The sequence below is a fragment of the Synechococcus sp. W55.1 genome (assembly GCF_047461655.1).
Lineage (GTDB): Bacteria > Cyanobacteriota > Cyanobacteriia > Thermostichales > Thermostichaceae > Thermostichus.
The window spans coordinates 1-21,902 of the sequence record NZ_JANSHN010000029.1; the positions used below are offsets into that span (position 1 = coordinate 1).

General features: G+C 56.3%; 17 protein-coding genes, 2 pseudogenes and 1 CRISPR repeat array. Of the genes and pseudogenes, 16 read left to right on the forward strand and 3 right to left on the reverse strand.

Annotation, left to right across the window (positions count from 1 at the left end; all coding sequences use genetic code 11):
• The 15 genes and pseudogenes from NW816_RS12575 to NW816_RS12645 all read left to right on the forward strand — a co-directional run.
• Nucleotides 1–162, forward strand: a pseudogene (locus tag NW816_RS12575) (RNA-guided endonuclease TnpB family protein); the annotation flags it as partial.
• Between the two features lie 184 nt (nt 163–346).
• Entirely contained in the window at nt 347–1,333 is a 987-nt protein-coding gene (locus NW816_RS12580; protein ID WP_414356242.1) for a helix-turn-helix transcriptional regulator, read from the forward strand.
• Entirely contained in the window at nt 1,330–4,011 is a 2,682-nt protein-coding gene (gene cas3, locus NW816_RS12585; RefSeq protein ID WP_414409378.1) for a CRISPR-associated helicase Cas3', read from the forward strand. The genes NW816_RS12580 and cas3 overlap by 4 nt, the downstream gene beginning before the upstream one ends.
• Before the next feature lie 16 nt (nt 4,012–4,027).
• Nucleotides 4,028–5,620, forward strand: coding sequence for a type I-E CRISPR-associated protein Cse1/CasA (gene casA, locus NW816_RS12590; RefSeq protein ID WP_414409379.1), 1,593 nt, complete (start codon nt 4,028–4,030; stop codon nt 5,618–5,620).
• Nucleotides 5,617–6,216: a type I-E CRISPR-associated protein Cse2/CasB gene (gene casB / locus NW816_RS12595; RefSeq protein WP_414409380.1), complete on the forward strand. Its 600-nt coding sequence runs from the start codon at nt 5,617–5,619 to the stop codon at nt 6,214–6,216. Before casA ends, casB begins: the two co-directional genes overlap by 4 nt.
• A gap of 85 nt (nt 6,217–6,301) precedes the next feature.
• On the forward strand, nt 6,302–7,474 hold the full coding sequence (gene cas7e / locus NW816_RS12600; RefSeq protein ID WP_414409381.1) for a type I-E CRISPR-associated protein Cas7/Cse4/CasC: 1,173 nt from the start codon (nt 6,302–6,304) through the stop codon (nt 7,472–7,474).
• Nucleotides 7,475–7,478: 4 nt separating this feature from the next.
• The gene (cas5e, locus tag NW816_RS12605) at nt 7,479–8,126 is read left to right on the forward strand and encodes a type I-E CRISPR-associated protein Cas5/CasD (RefSeq protein ID WP_414409382.1); all 648 of its coding nucleotides are present in this window, start codon (nt 7,479–7,481) and stop codon (nt 8,124–8,126) included.
• Complete coding sequence (cas6e, locus tag NW816_RS12610) at nt 8,108–8,740, forward strand: type I-E CRISPR-associated protein Cas6/Cse3/CasE (protein ID WP_414409383.1); 633 nt, start codon at nt 8,108–8,110, stop codon at nt 8,738–8,740. Before cas5e ends, cas6e begins: the two co-directional genes overlap by 19 nt.
• Nucleotides 8,741–8,752: 12 nt before the next feature.
• Nucleotides 8,753–9,700, forward strand: a complete 948-nt coding sequence (cas1e, locus tag NW816_RS12615; protein ID WP_414356226.1) for a type I-E CRISPR-associated endonuclease Cas1e — start codon at nt 8,753–8,755, stop codon at nt 9,698–9,700.
• On the forward strand, nt 9,700–9,972 hold the full coding sequence (gene cas2e, locus NW816_RS12620) for a type I-E CRISPR-associated endoribonuclease Cas2e (RefSeq protein WP_414356224.1): 273 nt from the start codon (nt 9,700–9,702) through the stop codon (nt 9,970–9,972). The genes cas1e and cas2e overlap by 1 nt, the downstream gene beginning before the upstream one ends.
• Nucleotides 9,973–9,991: 19 nt before the next feature.
• A CRISPR array of direct repeats spans nt 9,992–10,644; the repeat unit is 29 nt; unit sequence GTTGTCCCCACACACGTGGGGGTGAACCG.
• A gap of 106 nt (nt 10,645–10,750) precedes the next feature.
• Nucleotides 10,751–11,929, forward strand: coding sequence for a transaldolase (locus NW816_RS12625; RefSeq protein WP_414409384.1), 1,179 nt, complete (start codon nt 10,751–10,753; stop codon nt 11,927–11,929).
• A 50-nt stretch (nt 11,930–11,979) separates the two neighbouring features.
• A pseudogene (locus NW816_RS12630) lies at nt 11,980–13,461 on the forward strand (cobaltochelatase subunit CobN); the annotation flags it as partial.
• 50 nt (nt 13,462–13,511) lie between these two features.
• Nucleotides 13,512–13,823: a DUF2605 domain-containing protein gene (locus NW816_RS12635; RefSeq protein WP_414409385.1), complete on the forward strand. Its 312-nt coding sequence runs from the start codon at nt 13,512–13,514 to the stop codon at nt 13,821–13,823.
• The gene (locus tag NW816_RS12640) at nt 13,823–14,086 is read left to right on the forward strand and encodes a DUF2973 domain-containing protein (protein ID WP_414358210.1); all 264 of its coding nucleotides are present in this window, start codon (nt 13,823–13,825) and stop codon (nt 14,084–14,086) included. The genes NW816_RS12635 and NW816_RS12640 overlap by 1 nt, the downstream gene beginning before the upstream one ends.
• 55 nt (nt 14,087–14,141) lie before the next feature.
• A complete protein-coding gene (locus NW816_RS12645; protein WP_414358213.1) occupies nt 14,142–14,591 on the forward strand; it encodes a GerW family sporulation protein in 450 nt (149 codons plus the stop codon).
• On the opposite strand, the gene NW816_RS12650 is transcribed toward NW816_RS12645, so the two are convergent.
• The 3 genes from NW816_RS12650 to NW816_RS12660 all read right to left on the reverse strand — a co-directional run bounded on the left by NW816_RS12650 (nt 14,588) and on the right by NW816_RS12660 (nt 20,586).
• Nucleotides 14,588–17,887: an AAA family ATPase gene (locus NW816_RS12650; protein ID WP_414409386.1), complete on the reverse strand. Its 3,300-nt coding sequence runs from the start codon at nt 17,885–17,887 to the stop codon at nt 14,588–14,590. The genes NW816_RS12645 and NW816_RS12650 overlap by 4 nt on opposite strands.
• Before the next feature lie 134 nt (nt 17,888–18,021).
• Nucleotides 18,022–20,298 carry a single-stranded-DNA-specific exonuclease RecJ gene (gene recJ, locus NW816_RS12655; protein WP_414409387.1) on the reverse strand — a complete coding sequence of 759 codons (2,277 nt, stop codon included), beginning with the start codon at nt 20,296–20,298 and terminating at the stop codon, nt 18,022–18,024.
• Nucleotides 20,299–20,418: 120 nt separating this feature from the next.
• Nucleotides 20,419–20,586: a hypothetical protein gene (locus NW816_RS12660; RefSeq protein ID WP_083757636.1), complete on the reverse strand. Its 168-nt coding sequence runs from the start codon at nt 20,584–20,586 to the stop codon at nt 20,419–20,421.
• A 359-nt stretch (nt 20,587–20,945) separates the two neighbouring features.
• On the opposite strand from NW816_RS12660, the gene NW816_RS12665 reads away from it, so the two are divergent.
• Nucleotides 20,946–21,875, forward strand: coding sequence for a metallophosphoesterase family protein (locus NW816_RS12665; RefSeq protein WP_414409388.1), 930 nt, complete (start codon nt 20,946–20,948; stop codon nt 21,873–21,875).
• Nucleotides 21,876–21,902 lie beyond the last annotated feature (27 nt).

Sequence of the window (21,902 nt, forward strand, 5' to 3'; positions counted from 1 at the left end):
GAAGGGGATGCGGATTTGAATGGTGCGAATGTGATTGCGCTTTTGGGGGCTGTCGTAAACCAGCCTAGAGGTTCGGGTTTGTTTTGTTCTCTGGTAAAGCATAACAGGCTCAGGGCTACTGAAAGCCTGCTCCGTACCGCTTTAGCGGTCGGTGTCGGGTAGTTTACATGAAGCGTCGCCGTGGCCGTTCCCACCTTGCAGAGGGATCCCCCTGATTCCATCCGACGGGATCCAGGTTGCTCCCTGCGCCCAAAAGGTTTCAATCTTCAGCAAACCTTTAGAGAAGTCGGAAGCGCTTTTGCCGGGTGAGTTGTTTAGAATGCGCTCATCCTCACCAAAGTAAGCAATGCTACGTCAGCTAGAGCGGGTTTTGAAGCTGGATATGTTGCTGCGCTCCGGGCAGAGGCAGACAGCCTCTTCGCTGGCCAAAGCTCTGGAAGTGAGCGAACGAACGGTTAGGGCGGACATCAGCTTCTTGAAAGACCGCTTTCAAGCTCCCATCAAAACCAACCGCGAAAAAGGATATCACTACACCGATCTGGAATGGCGGTTGCCGACAATATCTCTCACCAAAGGGGAACTGTTTGCCTTAACACTGGGGGCCAGAATGCTGGAAGCCTATGCGGGATCCGCCTATGCCCCACAGTTGCGCTCGGCGATTGGGCGGCTGGCTCAACGGCTCCCAGAGCAGGAATGGCTGGATCTACAGCAGGTGGCCGATGACCGGCTCATTTTTCGCGCAGGAGCAGAAACCCATCTGGATTGGGAGATTTGGCAGCAGTTGGAGGATGCCTGTCGGGAAAAAAGGCGAGTGTGGATGCGCTACCGCACCGCCAGTCGGGGCGATCAAGTGTCGGAACGAGAGCTGGATCCCTATCTGTTGCACATCTACCGGGGGACGAATCCCTATGTCATCGGCTGGTGCCACAAAAGACAGGAAGTGCGCTGGTTTCGAGTAGACAGGATCCTGGCTCTCAAAACCTTGCCGCAAACTTTTGAGATCGATCCCAATTTTGATCCCAAAGCCCATATGGCGATGATTTTTCAACATGAGGCGGGTGGGATCCCTCGGCAGGTGGGGATTTGGTTTGACGCCCAGACAGCCCCCTTTATTCGGGAGCGGCGCTGGCATCCGACCCAGGTGATTGAAGAACAGCCCGATGGATCCCTAATTCTGCGCATGACGGTGCGGGGGATGAACGATGTGAAGCGCTGGGTATTGGGCTATGGCAGAGGGGCCAAAGTGTTGGATCCGCCGGAATTGGTGGACATGATGCGGCAGGAGATCCGCGATATGAGCCAGCAGTACATCGACGAGGAGGTATCCCCATGAACGAACCCCGGTTTTGGGCCAAGACCGGACAGGGGCAGTTCCGAGACAATGGCCAACCTCTGTATCATCCAGTCCTCTGTCACCTGGCGGACACAGCCGCCGTGGCCATGGAGATCGTGAAAACGTACCTCAGCCCGGTTGCTCGCCGGCAGCTATCGGCAGGTTTGGGGCTGGAAGGGGATCCCTTGGTGCGCTTCTGCGGCTTTATGGCTGGGTGTCATGACCTGGGCAAAGTCAGTCCTGCTTTTCAATTTCAAGTTAGCGAAGTGGGAAAAGCCCTGGTGGGAGCCAATCTCTACGATCTGTGGCGCAGCTATCCCACTACCGGACAAGAAACACCTCATGGAACTGTTACCGCTGCAACCCTACCCGGCTTTTTGGAAGAGCTTGGCCTGCAAAAGAAACTGGCCCGAAGGTTAGCAGAAATTGTGGGTGGTCATCATGGCTTTTTTCCGACATCCCAGGATATTCAAAGTCTTTTCTCAGATGATGTCGGTCGAGGAGTTTGGATCCCATTTCGTCGGGAGATCTTTAGACAATTGCGAGATTTTGTTGGGTTGAGGACAGAGGAGCTCCCCGACCGCTGCAACAATGCTGCTGCCATGATGTTAGCCGGCCTGACAACGGTTTCCGACTGGATTGCTTCCAACTCTGAGAGTTTCCCCTACGCCAACGACGAACCCTTTGAGGCTTATGCCCCAGGGTTAGCCGAAAAAGCCCAACAAGCCTTGAAAGCCCAAGGTTGGGTCGCGCCCACCACAGGTGCCCCTCTTGCTTTTGAGACGCTCTTCGACTTCATCACCAAGCCTCGACCCCTGCAAATGGCAGCCATTGACCTAAGGGACAAGCTAGCCCCACCCTGTCTGGTCATGGTGGAAGCCTCAATGGGGGAAGGCAAAACCGAAGCAGCGCTCTACCTGGCAGATCACCTGCAGCATCAAACCGGAACCGGCGGTTTCTACATTGGCTTGCCTACCCAAGCGACCAGCAATGCCATGTTCGAGCGCGTCAGGCCATTTTTGCAAAAGCGCTATCCCAATGCTGTAGTGAACCTTACCCTCAGCCATGGGGCAGCGGCTCTCAAAGAAGATTACCTAGATACCGTCTGTCGCCTAGAGCAGGTTTGCGACCAGGAGGGCAAGGGGGTTTTCGCCAGCGAGTGGCATACGGCCCGCAAGCGGACGTTGCTCAGTGCCTACGGCGTGGGCACCCTTGACCAAGCTTTGATGGGGGCAGTACAAGCACGCCACCAGTTTGTCCGCCTATTTGGTTTGGCGGGGCGCACGATTATCCTAGACGAGATCCACGCCTACGACCTCTACACGAGCACCCTGCTGGAGCGGTTTTTGGAATGGGCAGCAGTACTGGGATCCCCGGTGATTGCCCTTTCCGCTACCCTGCCTGTCAGCACCCGCCAGCGACTACTGGCTGCCTACGCCAGAGGCTGCAATCAACCCCCGCCCAATCTCCCTGCTGCCAGCTATCCCCGCATTACGATTTTTGCCTCTGGAGAAGCCCTAGCTCAGCCTTTTAAACCCTCAGATCATGTGCGCCGAAAATTAGGGATCCGTTGGGTCAAAGATGATCGGTGGCCTGAAGAACTCTCACAAGTGCTGTCTAGATCGGGTGGATGCGTTGCCGTTATCTGCTCAACAGTGAATCGCGCCCAAGAAGTTTTTCAGCGTCTCCAGAAGCATTTTCCGCCAGAGGAGCTGGGCCTATTTCACGGGCGCTTTTTGTTCAAGGATCGAGAAGAGATTGAAAAAGAATGCCTGGAGAAGTTTGGCAAAAACGGCTACTGCCGCCCTTCTCGATTCGTTCTGGTAGCAACCCAGGTTATTGAGCAAAGCCTAGACGTGGACTTTGATTTAATGATCAGCGATTTGGCTCCTGTTGATCTTCTTTTACAACGCTCCGGGCGGCTGCACCGCCACCAACGAGACAAGCGGCCATCTGAGTTGGCTGCCCCTTGTTTATGGATTGTAGAGCCAGCCTTAACCGGCGAGGGCAAAGCTGACTTTCAAGAAAGCGGCCACATCTACGATCGCCACATTCTTCTGCGCAGTTGGCTGGCTTTGCGACAGCGCTACCATGTACAACTGCCTGAGGAAACCGATGCTCTGATCGAGTCAGTATATGATCTGGAAATACCTGTCCCCGAAGAACTGGAGACAATTCATGCTGAGGATTGGCTTGCCTCTTTGGAAAAGTATAAAACTGAAGAGGAAGATGCCAAAAGAGCTCAGGCCAATGAGGTGAAGATTCCACCACCCTATTCTGATGCAAAACTTGACTACTTCACTCGGCTGAAAAAAGAGGATGACGAAAGTACTATCGCAGCCGTCACCCGGCTTGGCCAGCCTTCTGTAGCAACAATCTTCCTACAACAAGATGAGACTGGTTTAGTTTTTCCTGGCACTCAAGAGCAGGTGGATCTCGAAAAAGAGCCTAGTCTAGCTATGATTCGCAAGCTGCTGGCCCACAGCGCCCGCATTTCCTCTAGCTGGGAACTTGTGAAGAAGCTGCGATCTCAAGAGAACCCCAAAACTTGGACATCTGCCTTGTTGCGCAACTGTCGCTATGTTGTTTTGAATGCCAAAGGGTGGGCTCAAGTGGACAACTGGCGGCTGCGGTTGGATCCCAACCTTGGAGTCACAATCGAGAAGATTAACAGCTAGTCTCTGGGAGAAATCTATGGCAACTCAATCCTTTAACCTCACAACAGAAAAGTGGATCCCTGTGATTGACCGTGATTTTCAGATGCAGGAGCTGTCTTTGATTGAATTATTTAAACAGTGGGAAAGTTTACGAGAAATTCGGGGAGATAATCCCCCTACAACCTTGGCACTCTATCGTTTCCTATTGGCAATTATGCATCAAGCCTATCAGGGGCCAAGGGATACAGATCACTGGAACGATATTTTTCAAGACAATGCTCAGAAAGTCATCGACTATCTACAAGATAAGCAAGATCGTTTTGACCTCCTTCACCCTAGTCGTCCTTTTATGCAGGATACAGCTCTAACTAAAGCTGTATCTGTCCACGCAATCCATACTATGAGCAAATCTGAGGTATTCTCTCATGAGCATGAATGGAGTGGCTACAGCATTTCCTTAGCAGAAGCTGCTCGACTGCTGGTGCGCCTACAGGGGGTGGATATTACTAGCACAAGAGCCTTTTATGTGAGGCAAGATAGTGGCAATCGATCTGCCGTAAACACTCCAACGATTAACGCTGCCAATGTTCTCCTCAAGGGGAAGATCTTAAAAGAGACACTGATGTTAAATTTGATGCAGTACAGTCCAGAGAATGAGATACCCAGTGCGGTATCTGGAGAAGATCTACCTACTTGGGAAACTGAAACTGGCTACAGTGGCCAACCTAAAAAAGAGATTCCCAAAGGATACATTCACTATCTAACTTTTCCCTGGCGGAGGCTGCGGCTATTTTTAGAGGTTGCAGAGATGGCGCGAGTGAAACAACTGGCCATCACCATGGGTAATTCCTTACCCGATAATGTAGAGGCTCGACAGTGGGAATGTGGCATTGCCTATCGAGAAGGAAAGCCAGTGCGTCTATCTCTGCACAGACAGTTGTGGCGCGATGCAGACAGTTTTCTCTTGACGGCTGGCAAGCAAACTCGTCCCCGGATTGTAGATTGGTTGGCTGAACTCAGATCAGAAGAAATGATTAGTAATACAGTTGTATTTGAAATATTGGGCATGAGTGCCAGTCGGGCTAAATCTCTGGAATGGAGCTCAGTTCGATTCTCAGCTCCAATTCAATTTGTTACAGACTTAGAATTGGCACAAAGCCTAAAAAGTGCTATTGCAATTGCTGAGAGTCATCAACAAATTTTTCGCTCTTTCAAAGGTAGTCCCTACTTTTCCCTAGCAGAAGTCCTCAAAAATGGGGAGCCCGAGAAACTAGCCAATGCCCTAGATGGAGAATCTCGTTACTGGGCAGATCTCGATCGCGCCTTTCCAGAGCTGCTGTATGCTTTGCCTCAAGATAGCCAAACTGGATCTGATGGGATCACTCGCTATGGATCCAAGACCCTACCTGCCTGGACTCAAACTGTCCAAACTGCTGCCCGCCAAGCCTTCACCGAATCCATAGAATCTATTCGCAACTACCAGGCTAGGGCCGCGGCCCTGCAGACTTTGGAGCAGAAACTGGCAGATCTCCGCCTCAGCCCGGCGGAAAGGAAAGCCCAAAACCAAAAAGCCACAAAGAAAAATCAAAGGAAAGAGCAAGCTGTTTCTAAGCAGGAGACTAAGTCATGACCAGAGTCCAGACTTTATCACACAATCGACTGGAGCGGGCAACAAGGTTTTTACAAGCAATTCAGGAGCGCGTCAAAAACGACAACGGCACAAGAGCCGCCTTCAAGCGGGCACTCTCTGGCGAAGCTTACCATTTGTGGAAGGTTTACCCCTTTGTACTGCCCTATTTGGAAGGCATCCCCGAATGGCAACAGGATATCTGGATTTTTGTGGCTTGCCTCTCGGTTTACCATGACCAAGACGTGGAGCCAGACCCCAGTAACTTTGCAAAAAGCTGTCGTGAACTGCAAGACAGCGCTGAACCCTCCAAAGGCCCAGAGAAAAGATTTAAGTCTCTTCTTGAGGCAGAGCTTGACTACATTCAATACCCAATTACAGCTTTGGTGCGACAAATGAAAAGCAAAAGTGATAGGAAGATTTTCGTCCACTACCCAACGCTAATCGCTGACCTTTGCTTATGGAATCATCCTAATCAAATTGTTCAGGACAGATGGGCTAGAACCTTTTGGCAAATATCTTCTTCTGAATCTGAAGGGAAAAAGGAGGTTGACGATGCAACTTCTGAGGCAATTGATGAGGTCGAAACCGATATGTAAGAAGCGAAAGCCAAACTAAAACAGCTTCGTTCCTAGCTAGATCATCGAGAATCTTCGGATCCCATAACTCAAAGGAGAAGTCACCATGCAACGAAACAAAGAGAAAGAAACCATGCGACTGGAAATTCACCTGATCCAAAGTTTCTGCCCTGCCAACCTCAACCGAGATGAAAATGGAATGCCTAAGTCTACGGTATTCGGTGGTCGTCCTCGGGCGCGGATTTCTAGCCAGTGCCAAAAACGAGCGGTGCGACTTTATTATCAACAATACTCAGATGTGAGTGCAGATCAGTTTGCTTGTCGCTCTCGTTTGTGGCTGCCCAACCTGAAAGCATTACTTGTCCAGAAAGAGATTTCTGAAGAGAAGGCTGAATTGGCAGCTAAGCTAGCCTTGAAGCATTTGGGAGCAGAGGAAGACCCGAAAAAGCCCGGTAAAACAAAAACAATTCTATTTTTAGGTTATACAGAGCTAGAGGCCATTGCCAATGTCCTAGTTAAAAACTGGGGAGTTGTTTCTCCTGGTCTAGCCGGGAATAATCGAGAGCTGCCCAAAGAGATTGCCAAAGCCATCGAAAGAGCTCTGACTGGTACAGGCAAGCCGGGCGACGTGGCTTTGTTTGGTCGTATGATGGCCTCGCTGCCTGCAGTAAATGTTGATGCTGCTGTTCAAGTGGCCCATGCAATTAGCGTCAATGTCTTGCAACAAGAGTTTGATTTCTTTACAGCCGTAGATGATCTGAGTGGCAGTGATGACACTGGAGCCGATCACATGGGTGAGACTGGGTATAACAGCTCGACTTACTATCGCTTTGCTGTTCTGGATAAAGAACAGTTGATTCATAACTTGGGAGGAACTGAGCATCTGGGATCCATTGTCAAAGCTTTTGCTACGGCCTTTGTTCATGCCGTTCCCAGCGGACATCAAAATGGGTTTGCGGCTCACACTCGGCCTGCACTGGTGATGTTGGTAGTTCGGAAATGTCAGCCTATTTCCTTGGTGGATGCTTTTGAAGATCCAGTTGCTCCCAAAGCAGGATTGAGCTTGCTGGAAAATGCCGTTAAGGCTCTGGATACTCACTGGGGAGAGCTTATCAAGATGTATGGGGAATCTGATGTGAAGTATAGGGGAGTTGTCACTCTCGATAGGCTGTCCAGCAGATTAAGCGTGCTCAAACCCAGCCAGGAAGGTTCTGTTGAGAGTCTTATACAGAAAGCTCTCGAAGCTCTTGATGTTGTTGGTAGCGGTCAGGAGGGTTAGAACCATGTCTACGCTCCTAATGCGATTGCGTGCTCCCATGATGAGTTGGGGCGACCACAGCCAGTTCGACTATCGCGATAGCCGTCGTGAGCCCACCAAGTCTGCTGTAATCGGGATCCTCTGTGCCGCGCTGGGCCGTCCTCGCTGGGAACCTGTCGGTGATCTGGCTGCTCTCAAAATGGGGGTGCGAGTCAATAAAGAAGGGATCCTGCGCAAGGATTTCCACACGGTGCAAAACAACATGCACGATAGGGATAAGGCTAAAACTACCATCAGCGAGCGCTACTACGTAGCAGATGGCGATTACTTGGTGGGATTGGAAGGGGATCCCGATTTACTCAGAGCTTTGGATCAGGCTCTTGAAAGACCGCGCTGGCAACTGTTCTTGGGCCGAAAAAGCTTTATTCCAAGCCGCTCTGTGCGAATAGGAGTTGTGGAGCAACCCTTGCTGGAAGCTTTACGCCAGCATCCTTACGAGTGTTCCAGACGTGAGAAGCATCCATCTCAACTTCGTTTTGTGTTGGAAGTCTCAGATAGCTTGGATATTCGTCAGGATGTGCCTTTGAGCTGGCAGCCGCGGCGTTTCGGTCGTCGAGCCGTCAAGACAGAATACTATGCACTCCCGGAGGCAATATGTATCTTTCCCGGCTAGTTCTCAACGAACGACAACTCTTAGTGCAAAGGGATCTCAGCAATGCTCATGCTTTGCATCAGCGAATTATGCATGGTTTTCCTGATCAGCCTACCCAAACTCCTCGATCCGATTGGTGCATTCTCTATCGTCAAGAACCGGATGGCTACACTGTTTTGGTACAGTCTGCGATTCAACCCGATTGGTCTCGCCTGCCAAAGGGCTATGTCCAAAGGGATCCAGAGGTGAAAACCTTTGACCTGACAGCAGAAGTTCTGGCCAAGGGAAAGTGCTTTCGGTTTCGCCTGCGGGCAAATCCCAGCAAGCGAGACAAGAAGACCCACAAGATTGTCGGATTTTTTCGCTTTGCGGATCAACTGGAGTGGTTATGTCGTCAGGGCCAGCGGCATGGATTTGAGGTGTTAGCTGCAGAAGGGATCCCATCGCCCAACATCTTTGGGATCAAAAAGGAGATCCCTGGGCCAGTCCGCATATACACTGTGTTGTTCCAGGGCATATTGCGAGTAACCGATGCCGAGGCTTTGGTTAAAGCGGTGCAGCAAGGGATTGGACGAGGCCGCTCTTACGGCTGTGGGCTCTTGTCCTTGAGTAAAATCAGCCACTCTGCCTTTTAGAAGAGAATCTGTATGGAGAACAAGCCAGTTACGACAAGTCTACGATCTATTCCAAAGGTTCGAGACAGCATTAGCTATGTCTATGTAGAACGATGCCGTATTGAACAGGATGCCAGGGCTGTTGCTGTTTTGCAGGAAGATGGAAGGTATGTGATCCCTTGCGCCAGTTTGACAGCGTTGATGCTAGGCCCCGGAGCTGTAATTACTCATGCCGCCATCAAGAACTTGGCAGATGGCCTATGTTCAGTTCAGTGGGTTGGTGAAGATGGACTGCGCTTTTATGCCAGTGGATCCCATCCTTCCAGTAGTGTGGAAAGGCTCTACCACCAGGCCAAGTTATGGGCAGATCCAGCTCAGCACCTGGAAGTGGTTCGGCGTATGTATGCGTTTCGATTTACCGAACCTTTGAAGGATGGACTGACTCTTGAGCAGATCCGCGGCCTAGAAGGGGTGCGAGTGCGAACGGTTTACAATCGATTAAGCAAAGAAATGGGGGTGAAATGGAGAGGTCGAGACTACAAACCCAAAAAATGGGAGCACTCCGATCCGGTTAACAGAGCTCTTTCTGCTGCTAATGCCTGTCTATACTCTGTTTGTCAATCGGCCCTAAATGCTGTGGGCTACTCAACTGCATTGGGGTTTATTCACGTGGGCAAACCCTTATCTTTCGTTTATGATGTCGCAGATCTCTACAAGACAGAGATTACAATTCCTGCTGCTTTTAAGGCCGCATCCGAAGCACACTCAAATCTTGAGTCGAGAACCAGGCGACTATGTCGGGAGAAGTTTGCAGAATATCGGTTGATGCAAAGAATTGTAGATGACGTTGACACAATTCTAGGTTTTAGAAATACCAAGGACGAGGCTGACTTTGTGGGATCCCTTTGGGATGACAAGAAAGGATCTGTTGAGGGAGGAGTGAGCTACGGAGAGGAATTAGATGAGGAAACGTCGGTCTGATGGTGGTTTTTATCTTGGAAAGCGTCCCAGCCAGCTTGAGGGGCGATCTGAGCCGCTGGCTGTTTGAAGTAAAAGCAGGGGTGTTTGTCGGTCGAGTCTCAGCCCTGGTTCGAGAAGAACTGTGGGCGCGAGTGACCAGCAAAATAGGCAATGGCTCAGCGCTAATGATCTACTCCACCAACTCGGAGCAGGGATTTTGGGCTAAAAGCATCGGGGATCCCTCACGGCAGCTAGTAGACATAGAAGGGGTGCTGCTGGTCAAAACCTACTAAAATCAGCAAAATTGGAAGTGTTGTCCCCACACACGTGGGGGTGAACCGGAATAGATTTTGTCGGATCCAAATTGACGAGACGGTTGTCCCCACACACGTGGGGGTGAACCGCTCTCGCATTCCCGCCGGAAGAGTGCATCCCAAGTTGTCCCCACACACGTGGGGGTGAACCGAGTTGGCCCAGCAGTTGGGCGTGCCCAGAACCACGTTGTCCCCACACACGTGGGGGTGAACCGCGTGTCCGCGTCCTGAGTAGTGCCCTTGGCCCGCGTTGTCCCCACACACGTGGGGGTGAACCGCTGTCCCGCCCCCGGGAGCTGCTAGAGAGCCTGCGTTGTCCCCACACACGTGGGGGTGAACCGAAATTGAGCTTGGCTTTTTCTTCCGCCGAGACCGTTGTCCCCACACACGTGGGGGTGAACCGTTAATCCACTTCGGGGATAGCAGCACGCAGGACGTTGTCCCCACACACGTGGGGGTGAACCTCTATTGCCGCCCTGATCTCTGCCGGTGTGCAACGTTGTCCCCACACACGTGGGGGTGAACCAAGTCGGCTTTGGATCCCTGGTAGCGGTGCAGCAGTTGTCCCCACACACGTGGGGGTGAACCGAACACAAACAACTCAAAAACTGCTGCTTTCTGAGTTGTCCCCACACACGTGGGGGTGAGCGGCAGAGAATTAAGACAATCTCATGTCTACCGGGATCCCTGAATGGGATGGGTAACACTGAAACTAGGTCGCAGAAGCGGCGCGTAGCGCAATCTCAAGGAGCCGAACATGAGCAAGAGCTTGCTGGAGCAATTGCGACAGATGACTGTCGTGGTCGCCGATACGGGTGATATCAACGCCATCGAGAGCTTTAAGCCTCAAGATGCCACCACCAACCCCTCATTGATCACGGCTGCAGCCCAAATGCCTCAGTATCAGGGCATTGTCGATGAGACCTTGCTCAAAGCTCGCCAAGAGGTGGGATCCAAAGCTGAGCCGAAAGCCGTGGTGGCCCATGCCATCGATCAATTGGCGGTAGCCTTCGGCGTGCGCATTTTGTCCATCATCCCTGGGCGTGTCTCGACCGAGGTGGATGCCCGCCTCTCCTACGACACGGAAGCTACGGTCGCCAAGGCCCGCCATCTGATCGAGCTGTACAAGGCAGCAGGAGCGGATCCCAGCCGGGTGCTGATTAAAATTGCCTCGACTTGGGAAGGGATCCGGGCTGCCGAGATCCTGGAGAAAGAAGGGATCCACTGCAACCTTACCCTGTTGTTTGGCTTGCACCAAGCCATAGCCTGCGCCGAAGCGGGGGTGAAGCTGATCTCGCCCTTTGTAGGCCGCATCTTGGATTGGTATAAGAAACACACGGGCCGGGAGAGCTACCCTCCTGCCGAAGATCCGGGGGTGCAATCGGTAACCCAGATTTACAACTATCTGCGCAAATACGACTATCCGACCGAGGTGATGGGGGCCAGCTTCCGCAACATCGGGGAGATCATCGAGTTGGCCGGCTGTGATCTCCTGACCATCTCGCCCGCCTTGCTGGCGGAGCTGCAGAACACCGAGGGTTACCTGGAGCGCAAACTGGATCCGGAAAAAGCCAAGAAAATGGACATCCCGCGCCTGGTGATGGATCGAGCTACCTTCGACCAGATGCACCGGGAAAACCGCATGGCCTCAGAAAAGCTGGAAGAAGGGATCCAGGGCTTCTCCAAAGCGCTGGAGGTGCTGGAAAAACTGCTCACCGAGCGGCTGCAGAAGCTGGAGGGTGCCAAGGAAACCATTACCCACGCCGCCCAGGATGTCTTCCGCCTCTACGACCTGGATGGGGATGGCTTCATCACCCGCGAGGAGTGGATGGGGGCAGATCGCGTTTTCGATGCCCTGGATACCAACCAAGATGGCAAAATTACCCCTGAGGAAATGTTGGTCGGCCTAGGGGCGGCGGTCTATCTGAAGAATTAGCCGCTGGCAGCCGGCCTGGGAAAACCTCAAGGTCTATGGGCGAGAACTTTCGCCACATCGGAGACGGGGTGGCCGCCCTGGAAGCGCAAGCCCGCCGCTGGATTGCCCAGCGGCTGCAAGGGATCCCTTACGATCCGCCGCCGGGGCCAGCAGCCAGGCAGGTGCTGCATTGGATCGAGACGGATCTGCTGCCGCGCCTGCAGCAAACCCCCCAGGAGCTGGAGAACCTGCTGCATGGGCTAGGGGGCGGCTATGTGCCCAGCGGCCCTTCCGGCGCCCCCACCCGAGGCCGAGTGGACGTGTTGCCCACGGGGCGCAACTTTTACTCGGTGGACATTCGCGCCATCCCCACCCCCACCGCCTGGCAGGTCGGCTCACTGGCCGCCGAGCGGCTGGTGGAGCGCTACGTGCAAGAGCAGGGGGAATATCCCCGTCGCCTGGGCCTATCCGTTTGGGGCACTTCAACTCTAAGAACTGGCGGCGACGATTGGGCCGAGGCCCTGGCGCTCTTGGGGGTCAAACCCCGCTGGGATGGAGGACGGGTGGTGGACATCGAGATCCTGCCTGTAGCGGTTTTGGGCCGCCCCCGTGTGGATGTAACCTTGCGCATTTCTGGCTTCTTTCGCGATGCCTTTCCCAATCTGATTGCCCTGTTTGACCGGGCCGTGCAGGCCGTGGCTGACCTGGAGGAGCCAGAAGCCGACAATCCCCTGCGGGCCCACGTGCTGGCCGATACCCAGTACTGGCAGGAGCAAGGGATCCCAACGCAAGCAGCGGCGGAGCGGGCGCGGCTGCGCATCTTCGGTTCCAAGCCAGGGGCCTACGGGGCCGGCCTACAGGGGCTGATCGAGGCGCAAAACTGGGAAACAGAAGCGGATCTGGCCCGCGCCTACCTCAACTGGAGCAGCTACGCCTACCGGGCCGATGGCGAGGGAGAGCCGGCCCCCGAAGCCCTGCGGCGGCAATTGGCCCACCTGCAAATTGTGCTCCACAACCAAGACAACCGCGAGCACGACCTGCTGGACTCCGATGACTACTACCAGTTTCAAGGGGGGATGGTGGCGGCAGTGCGAACGCTCCAGGGCCGCAACCCGCGGATTTACTTCGGGGATCACGCCCGTCCCCACAACCCTAAGATCCGCACCCTGGCCGAAGAAATTGACCGCGTCTATCGCGCCCGCGTGATCAACCCCAAGTGGATTGCCGGCGTGATGCGCCACGGCTACAAGGGCGCCTTCGAGATGGCTGCCACCCTGGACTACCTCTTTGCCTACGACGTCACCACCCATGCTGTGCCGGATTTCATGTACGCCGGCCTGGCCCGCGCCTACCTATTGGATCCCCAAGTCCAGCAGTTCCTGCGATCCCGCAACCCCTGGGCGCTGCGGGACATGAGCGAGCGGCTGCTGGAAGCCCACCAGCGGGGCTACTGGCAAGAGCAGGCCCTGGAATTGCTGCCTCAGATCGAAGCCCTGATGCTGGAGATGGAAGCCTACCTGGAATCCCGCTCTCCCGTGGCGAGAGAAGGTTAAGTTCTGCTAAGATTTTTTCATCCAAACCAGTTGTGGAGGGATCCCAGGCCATGAGCAAATCTGAGCTGTTGCGAGAGATTCTGGGGCCGCTGCTGGAAGACTACCGCTACTGGTTTGAGCGTTCTCGCCGCTTTTTGCAGGAAGAGACCCTGGAATTGATCAGCCCAGAAGAGCAGCAGTCCTTGCTGGAAGAGGTTTTGGCTGCCCAGGCGGAGCTACAGGTAGCCAAAGCGCTTTATCAGGCCTCTGATCAAGAGGTTGGCATCGACCCTGGGCTGATGGCAAAATGGCATCGCCTGCTTATGAAATGTGCCGAATTGGGCCGTCGATTTCGCCAGATTCACCCCTCCTCTGACCTGTGATGCTGCAGATTCTCTACCTCATCGCTTTTGTGGCCATTGCCTTTTTGGCCCTGCGCAACTTGGTTGCCAATGTCATCACGTTGGGCGTGGAAGAGCGCAAGACCTCTCCCCGTCGCGCCCGCCAGCGGATCCCTCACCCAGAGCTGCTGGATGAAGATGGCAACCTCACCGAAGAGCCTCTGCTGGTGATTCGCTCGGCCAGCTTGGAAGAAGCCCGCAGCCGTTTGGAAGATCTCTATTCCGGCTCGCCGGACGAAGACTAGGGGAGTTTCTTGGGCTTCCTCTCTTGGAGGGGCTGCAGTAGCCTGGAAAGGTGCCGTGCGCCATCTGCCCAAGCGTCTGGTGGGCAAGTCAACCGAGATGGGATCCGACTTCAACGTGGAAGCCGTACTGGAAGCGGTGCTCAGCAAGCTGAAGGTTTTGGCGGAAACGGGACAAACCTTTGGCCAGCCGATCACCATTGGCGAGACGATCATCGTCCCCTACATGTCCCTACATTTCGGCTTGGGTGGGGGAGGGGGCAACTTCGGCAAAACTGCTTCTGGCTTTCGCGGCAACGGCGGGGATCCGGCCAGCCTGTTCGGGGGAGCAGGGGGCGGGGTGCGCATCGAGCCGGTTGGCTTTCTGGTGATTCGGGGGGAGCGGGTGGAGCTGCTGACCACCGCCCAGAAGCCCGACCAGTGGAACCAACTCAGCGAGGCCTTGGTACCCCTGTTGCAGCAGTGGCTGCAGACTCGTGCCGGGATCCCATCCGACCGGCCCGGCTAGCCGCGAATGTGAAGGCGGGATCCCTGGGGAGAGGGCTGTACCTCGATGCGGTGGGGGAAAGCATCCTGCAGGCTGGGGATGTGGGTGATCACCAAGATGCAGGCAAAGTCGGGGGCGATGGCGTTGATGGCGGCCAGCAGTTGGGCGCGCCCGGTGGCATCCTGGGATCCAAACCCCTCGTCGATGAGCAGCGTTTGCAGATCGGATCCCGAGCGCTGGGTGAGCAGGCGGGACAGGGCCAGGCGAATGGCGAAGTTGATGCGGAAGGCTTCTCCGCCGGAGTAGGTCTCGTAGGGGCGGGTGCCGTGGGGATCGGCAATGAGAATGTCGAGGGTGTCATAGGGACTCCGTCCCGCTACGGAGGACAGCTTGGCCGGTGAGCAATAGCGTCGCCCGGAGCGCTGGGTTACAAATTGCAGGTGCAGGCGGTGTTGGGTAAGGCGGGCCAGGATCTGGTTGGCCTGGGCTTCCAGCTCGGGCAGGACATTTTCGACGATCAGGGCGGGGATGCCGTTGCGACCATAGGCATTGGCCAGCTCTTGGTACACCTGCTGCTGGCGGCGGGCCTGCTGCAGTTGTTGTTCCAGCTCGGCTTGCTCCGCCTGCTGTTGAACCGCCTGTTGTAGCCGTTGCTGGGCAGCCCCTATCTGAGACAGCACCTCATCCAGTTGCCGGCGGCGCTCCTGCAGGGTTTGGCGGATCTCTTGTAGGCGGGCTGAGGAAACGCTGGGTTGCTCGGCCAGTTGTCGGTGAAGCTGTTCCAGCTCTTGGGTGGCTTGGGCAAAGTGCTGGCGGCTTTCCTGCAGGCGTTGGGATAGGGCTTGGGTGCGGGCTGCCACCTCCGGCAGTTCCTGGCGGGCCACCTGTAGGGCTTGCAGGCGCGCGGGCCAGAGCTGCACTTGGGCCAGTTCGGCTTTCACCTGCTGGTGCAGGGATCCATCGTAGCCCAGGTGGTTTAACGCCTGTTCCACCTGAGCCAACCGCTCCGCCAGGGGAGAATCCGATCCCACTGGCGGGACGGAGTCCTTGGATCCCACCTGTTGCAGGGTTTCCAGTTGTGCCTGTAGGGAGGCGATTTGCTCCCATAGGTGAGAGCGGCGCTCCTGGGCCTTGCGGAGTTCTTGAGAGCGGCCCAGGGCCCAGCGCCAGCGCTCCAGTTCTCCCCGTTGTAGGGCGTGCTCGCGCTCGTCATAGCCCAGTTGTTGCAGGGCCTGCTGGATCTGCTGGAGCTGTTGCCGAGCTTCTTGAGCGTAAGCTTCCCGGTCGAGGATTTCCCTCAACTCTGCCGCTTCTGCTTGCCAGAGCTGGATTTGCCGGCGGCGTTCCTGCTCGGCTTCCCACTGCTGTTGCAATCGCCCTTGCAGATGCAGGCGCTCATCCCAGGTGGCCAGTTCTTGGCTGAGACGGCGGTATTCTGCTTGCAAGAGTTCAATCTCCCGGTCGGCCACCGCCAGTTGTTCGCGGATAACAAACAGTTGGCCGGCAATTTCTTCTTGACGCTCGCGGTGTTTTTTCAGCACCACATCCCGCAGGCGCAGGCTGAGGGGACGGCTACAGAGGGGGCAAGTCCAGTGGCGACGGCGCTGCGGAGCCATAAGGCTGGATCCCTGCGGCTCTGCTGTCGGCGTTGCAGGGGATGGCTCGGCAGGCTGGCCGACAGAAGATAGGGCCGGGGATCCCTCCTCTTGTTCTGCTGCCTCCTCGACAAGGGCTGTCACTCTTGCCAAAGTGGGGGTGACCTGATCTCGTTCGCTGCGCGGAGCACTTTGAGCGGAAAACACCTCTTGACCTTCCTCCCAAGTGGTCACCAACAGGCGGCAGCGTTCTTCTTCCTGTTGCCACTGTTGCTGGAGAACCCGCTGGCGTTCCTGGAGCTTTTGCACGAACAACCGCCGTTCTTGGACTTTTTCCAACACCCGCTGCTGGTAGAGACGCCGTCGCTCCAGCTCTGCCAAGGCGGCCTCTCCTTCGGCGATTTTCTGCTCCAGTTGCTGCTGCTGTTGGGCTAGAGTTTCCTGGCTTTGTAGTTGCTGGCTGAGAAGCTGAACGCGGGCTTGCAGGCGTTCCCGCTCGCGGCGGATTTGCTCTTGCCAATGCTGTTGCTGCTGGAGAAGGACGGCGGCTTGAGCTTGGGCTTGGTTCAGGGCCTGGAGACGCTCTTGAGCTTGCTGGTAGTGGCGCAGGCCGATTTCGATGCGCTCCTGTTCTGCCAGCAATTGGGCATCGGCTTGGGCCTGGGCTTGGCAGGTGGCCAACTCCTGTTGCAGCCGTTGCATCTTGCGCAGTTGCTGCTGTTGCTGCTCTGCTTGCTGGGCTTGCAGCTTTTGGCGTTCTTGGAGCAGATGCTGCTGTTGCTCGAAGAGGTGGTGGAGATGGCGATCTTGGGCCATCAGGGCTTGGTAGCGTTCGTAACCCGCCAGGATGTCTTCACTCTGGGCGATCAGCTCTTCCAACTGGAGCAGGTGCTGTCGCTGGGCACGCCACTGTTGCTCGGTGTGCTGTAGGTTGGTGCCGAGCTTTTGCAAGTGTTGGGTAAGGTGTTGGTGGCGCTCCTGCAGGATGCAGCGATGTTCGTAGAGGCGCTCTAGGGCTTGCAATTCCTGCTGTTGCTGGGCTAGGAGCTGCTGCAGATGAGTTTGCCGTTGTTGGAGTCGCTCCAGCTCGGCTTGGATTTGGCCAACGTGGGCCTGTTGTTGGTTGAGCTGCTGCAGGCGCTCTTGGAGCAGATCGGCTTTGAGTTTGGCACTGCGCGCCTGTTCCCGGCAGCGGTCGGCCAGCAAATCGTACTGCCCCAACTTGAGCATGTCGGCCAAGATCTGCTTGCGCTCGCCGGGACGCTTCAGAGTGAAGGCATCTGCTTGTCCTTGTCGCAGATAGGCGGAGTGAATAAAGGTCTCGTAGTCGAGGCTGAGCTGACTTTGAATGGCCTGTTGGGTGGCGCGCATGCCGCGGCGGGTCAAGCTACGCCAGCGAGGTTGGCCGTCGGTTTCTCCGGTTTGAATTTGCCACTCCAGGGATCCCTCGCCCGATAGATGACGGCTGCGCAGGATGCGGTAGGTTTGTCCTCGCGAGCGGTAGATCACCTCTACCCAGGCTTCGCTGGCCCCCTTGCGGATGAGATCGCTATCGTTGCTGGCCCGGCTTTGCCCCCAGAGGCCCCAGGTGAGGGCGTCGAGCAGGGCGGACTTGCCTGCCCCATTGGGGCCACAGATACAGGCGGTGTGGATCCCGCGCAGATCCAAAACGGCGTGAGCGTAACAGAGAAAATTGTGCAAGGTTAGGCGAACCGGGATCACAGAAAACTCTGAGGGGCTCTGGTTGCTGGAAAAAATGAGGTTGAGCCATTTGATCCAGAGTATCGCGTCAGCGGTGGGGAGCAACAATGAGGAGTGAGAAGTGAGGAGAGAGGAGTGAGGATACTCCCTTCTCACTACTCTCCGTTCTTTTCTCTTTTCTCTCTTGTCTCTCTTGAGAGGGGATCCGATTGCATTAGCCGCTGACACAGTTGGGCAATCTGGGTGGGGCTAGCCTCATCCAGCCAGCGGTGAAAGGCTTGGGATTCCTGAAGGCGGCCCATCAGCAGCGTGGGGATCTGCTCCGGACTGTCCAGTTCCGCCAGCCACTGCCGGGGAAAGCCGGTTGCCGCAGCCAGCTCGTCGGGATCCCGTTGGCCTGCCTGCCACTGTTGCATCAGCCAGTTGACTCGGGCGGGGATCTGCTCCCAGGGGGAGGCAGAAGCGGCCAGGATCAGGGTTCGGGGCTGTACCTGTTGCAGCAGTTGTGCCAAGTCCGCCGGTAGCCAGGGCCAGCGGGCCAGTACCAGCTCTTTCCCTTTGGGTGGTGGAACAAAGTTCTCGGCCTCCTGCCCGTCGTAACAGATGGCCCCCTGCTGCGAATCCGGCAGGGGTTTCTGCCGAAAATCTTGGATCTGTAGGCGAGGGGCGGAAATGGTGGGTGCCTGCCACTCTCCCGCAGGGCGCACCGCCAGCACTTTGCCCTGCCAAGGCTGTCTGCCCCGGTCATCCGCCTCCAACTGTAGGGCGATGTCCAAAGCCTGGCATTTTTGCCAGCGCTCCAGCTCTTCTCCGGCTTGCCAAAACCACAGGGTACGGGATCCCAGCTCAAACTTCAGGTGGCGACCATTCTGAGAAATCCCCAACTTAACGCTGCCGCAGCGAACATTCATCAGGGCTACGACGGGGTTGGGGTTGCCGTGCCCAAAGGGCTGCAGAAGCTGCACCTGCCGATACACCTCATCCAGCTCTGCCACCCCGTCCCGGCCCTGAGAGGCCAGAAGCTCCCAATCGATGACGATCTCCACTGCTAAGGTGCGAGCCTGGTGATCTGGGCTGACCCGCGCGGCCAGCTCCCGCTGCAACGCCAGTTGCACAGCGGCCAGGCAAGAGAGATCCACTTGGATCCCGGCTGCCATAGGGTGTCCACCTCCCCCCAGCAACAGGGGGCGCACAGCCTCGATGGCCTCCACCAGGTTCACCCCCGGCAGGGAACGGCCCGACCCATAGCCCCGTCCCGCCGCTTCGTCTTTGGCGATCAACACCGTTGGGCAGTTATACTGCTCCACCAAGCGCGCCGCCGCGATCCCTAGAACCCCTGGGTTCCAGCCGGCTTCGGCCAAAACAATGGCTCCTTCTCGGGCCAGATCCATGCTCTCCACTTGTTGGCTGGCCTCCTGGATCACCTGCTGGGTGAGGTGCTTACGCTCCTCATTGAGGGCGACAAAGTGCTGCACCAGGGCCTGGGCGCGCTCTGGATCGGGGGTGGTCAGCAGCTCCACCGCCAGGCTGGCATCTTCCAATCGGCCAATTGCATTCAGCTTGGGAGCAAGGCGAAAGGCAATATCTTGGGCTGTCGGCACCCCCTGGGATTGGCCGTTGTCAACCCGAGCCAGGAGAGCCTGCAGCCCCGGACGCTGCGTCTTGGCCAGCACCGGCAGGCCCCGCTGCACCAAGTAGCGGCACTCCCGCTGCAACACCGCCACATCGGCCACGATTCCCACCGCCACCAGATCCAGGTGCTGCCCGACACCAGGGATCCCCAGTGCTTCGTAAAGCGCCTCCGCCAACTTGTAGGCCACTCCCACCCCCGGCAAGAAGCGCAGCGGATGGTCATCCGGCAGCCGCAAGGGATTGACCACCGCATGGGCAGGGGGCAGAGGATCCGGCAGCGTGTGATGATCCGTCACGATCACATCCACCCCTTGGGCTTGGGCCATGGCAATTTCGGCGGTATTGCCCATGCCGCAATCCACCGTCAGGATCACTTGACAGCCCTGGGCCAGCACCTGCTGCAGCCGTTGAGGGTTGAGGCCGTGCCCTTCGGTACTGCGCAGCGGTATGGTGAACTGGACTCGGAAGCCCAAGGGTTGTAACGCCGAGAGCAGAAGACTGGTGCTGGTGACACCATCGCAGTCAAAGTCCCCCCAAATGCACAGGGTCTCTCCCCTTTCCCGCGCCTGTAGCAGCCGTGCCACCGCCCGCTCCAGATCTGGCAGGGATCCCGACGGTGTGGGGGAATAGTGTTCGGGATCCGCGAAGGCCCGCGCTTGCTCCCAAGTGTGCAGACCCCGCAGGGCCATCACCTTGGCCGCATACTTGCCGTATTCCCGGCTCAGTTGCGGATTGAACTGGGGGGGAGTGGGCAGCAGCTCCCAGCGGTGCGGAGTATCTTCGCGCCAGCCGTAATCCATGCAAGCTAGGCCGACCCCTTGGCCGACAAGAGTAGAACTTCTCAGGAGCCTATCAAAAACGGCCCAGGGGGGAAATGGATCCCAGAGGAAAGGGCTGGGGATGATGGGCTACCTTGAACCCTACTGGCAGCAGTGAGAAGCCACACAGCAGGCGGAAGGGTGCTCGTGATTGTGGGTGGCACAGGCTTCGCTGCAGTAGAGTTGACCTTCGTAGCGATAGCCTTGGCTGCTCTCGAAGCTGCAGTTGCAGTGTTCACAGGCGCAACGGACAAGGGTGCTGGCAGACATGATTTTCTCTCCTTCTTTCTCGTTTTTTCCTAGGGATCCTCTTGTCGAAGATCCGCGTCTCTACACCCTAGCGGTTGCTCGGCAACGATGCTGAAACAAGAATCAGACTCATTTGCGTCTGTAGCCATTCCAAATCACGGCAACACTCCCCTCTCCCTTTGGAACAGAGGCTGGGGGTGAGAGCCCGGGAAACCCTCTCAGATGGATTTGACCGGTCTGCGCGCCCCTTTCATAGCCCTACCTGTCCTCAGTTCCCAATAGGTGCTCGCCAGATCCGGCTGAGGTTAAGAGAATCCCATAGCCCCCCAGCCCATCATTGACTATGATGCGGGCGTGAGGTGTGAATAAGTACCTAAACGATGGCAACCCAACGCATTTGCTTTGCTCAAGTCTCAGATGTCCACCTGATGCCCGAGACAGGGTGCCGCTGTTGGTGGATGTCGGATTCCCCTCGCCGCCAGTTGGAAGCAGCCGTTGCCCATCTCAACCAGGTGCCGGATCTGCACTTCGTGGTGTTTACCGGAGATTTGGTGGATCAAGCGGATCCGGAGAGCTTTCACTCTTTCCAGGAGATTCTTGCCCAACTGCGGGTGCCCTATTACCTCAGCCTGGGCAACCACGATATCGACACCCTAGGGAGAAAGGGACGCTTCAACCGGGATCAGTTTATCCGTTGGTGCCAAAGCCAATTTCCCCTGTCCCCGGCTCCCACCGGTTACGTCGATTACAGCCTTTCCCCTCTGCCCGGGATCCGCTTGATTGCCCTCGACGCCAGCTTAGGACGCTTCCCTTTACCTCAGGGCGTGCTCCGCCCCTCCCAACTGCACTGGCTGGACGAACATCTGCAAACGGTGCCGGAAGAATGGCTGATCCTACTGATCCATCAGCCGCCCTTCATTGCTCCCACCCAAATGGACGCGGTTTTGTTTCGCAAGTACCGGCTCCTCAGCGAACCAGCCTCGGCACTACACGCTCTCCTGGCCCGCCACGGGCGAGTGGTGGCGGTGTTGAGTGGGCATCTGCATGTGCCGAAGGTGTATGTCCGCGATGGGATCCCCTACCTGACAGCACCTCCTCTGGTGGGGCCGGTTTCGGCTCTGCGGGTGTTTGAGCTGGAGGTGAACCCACGGCGAGGGGTGTTGCGCTACCACTGGGTTAAGTTGCCGGCATTGGATCCCAGCCCCCTCTGGCACGGCTTGGTGATGGGGATCCGACGGGATCGCTGGGGACAAATCCCGATCCGGGCCAAGGGATCCCGCTCTCTCCCTCTGCCCGCTGCCGCCTGGTAATCAAAACCCCTAAAGCTTGACCGAATT

Excerpts from the sequence above, each read along its gene's own strand:
- casA (WP_414409379.1), top strand. The coding sequence starts at position 4,028 with ATGGCAACTCAATCCTTTAACCTCACAACAGAAAAGTGGATCCCTGTG.
- cas1e (WP_414356226.1), top strand. The coding sequence starts at position 8,753 with ATGGAGAACAAGCCAGTTACGACAAGTCTACGATCTATTCCAAAGGTT.
- casB (WP_414409380.1), top strand. The coding sequence starts at position 5,617 with ATGACCAGAGTCCAGACTTTATCACACAATCGACTGGAGCGGGCAACA.
- recJ (WP_414409387.1), bottom strand. The coding sequence starts at position 20,298 with ATGGATTACGGCTGGCGCGAAGATACTCCGCACCGCTGGGAGCTGCTG.
- NW816_RS12665 (WP_414409388.1), top strand. The coding sequence starts at position 20,946 with ATGGCAACCCAACGCATTTGCTTTGCTCAAGTCTCAGATGTCCACCTG.
- NW816_RS12580 (WP_414356242.1), top strand. The coding sequence starts at position 347 with ATGCTACGTCAGCTAGAGCGGGTTTTGAAGCTGGATATGTTGCTGCGC.
- NW816_RS12660 (WP_083757636.1), bottom strand. The coding sequence starts at position 20,586 with ATGTCTGCCAGCACCCTTGTCCGTTGCGCCTGTGAACACTGCAACTGC.
- cas5e (WP_414409382.1), top strand. The coding sequence starts at position 7,479 with ATGTCTACGCTCCTAATGCGATTGCGTGCTCCCATGATGAGTTGGGGC.
- cas6e (WP_414409383.1), top strand. The coding sequence starts at position 8,108 with ATGTATCTTTCCCGGCTAGTTCTCAACGAACGACAACTCTTAGTGCAA.
- cas2e (WP_414356224.1), top strand. The coding sequence starts at position 9,700 with ATGGTGGTTTTTATCTTGGAAAGCGTCCCAGCCAGCTTGAGGGGCGAT.
- NW816_RS12625 (WP_414409384.1), top strand. The coding sequence starts at position 10,751 with ATGAGCAAGAGCTTGCTGGAGCAATTGCGACAGATGACTGTCGTGGTC.
- cas3 (WP_414409378.1), top strand. The coding sequence starts at position 1,330 with ATGAACGAACCCCGGTTTTGGGCCAAGACCGGACAGGGGCAGTTCCGA.
- NW816_RS12640 (WP_414358210.1), top strand. The coding sequence starts at position 13,823 with ATGCTGCAGATTCTCTACCTCATCGCTTTTGTGGCCATTGCCTTTTTG.
- NW816_RS12635 (WP_414409385.1), top strand. The coding sequence starts at position 13,512 with ATGAGCAAATCTGAGCTGTTGCGAGAGATTCTGGGGCCGCTGCTGGAA.
- cas7e (WP_414409381.1), top strand. The coding sequence starts at position 6,302 with ATGCAACGAAACAAAGAGAAAGAAACCATGCGACTGGAAATTCACCTG.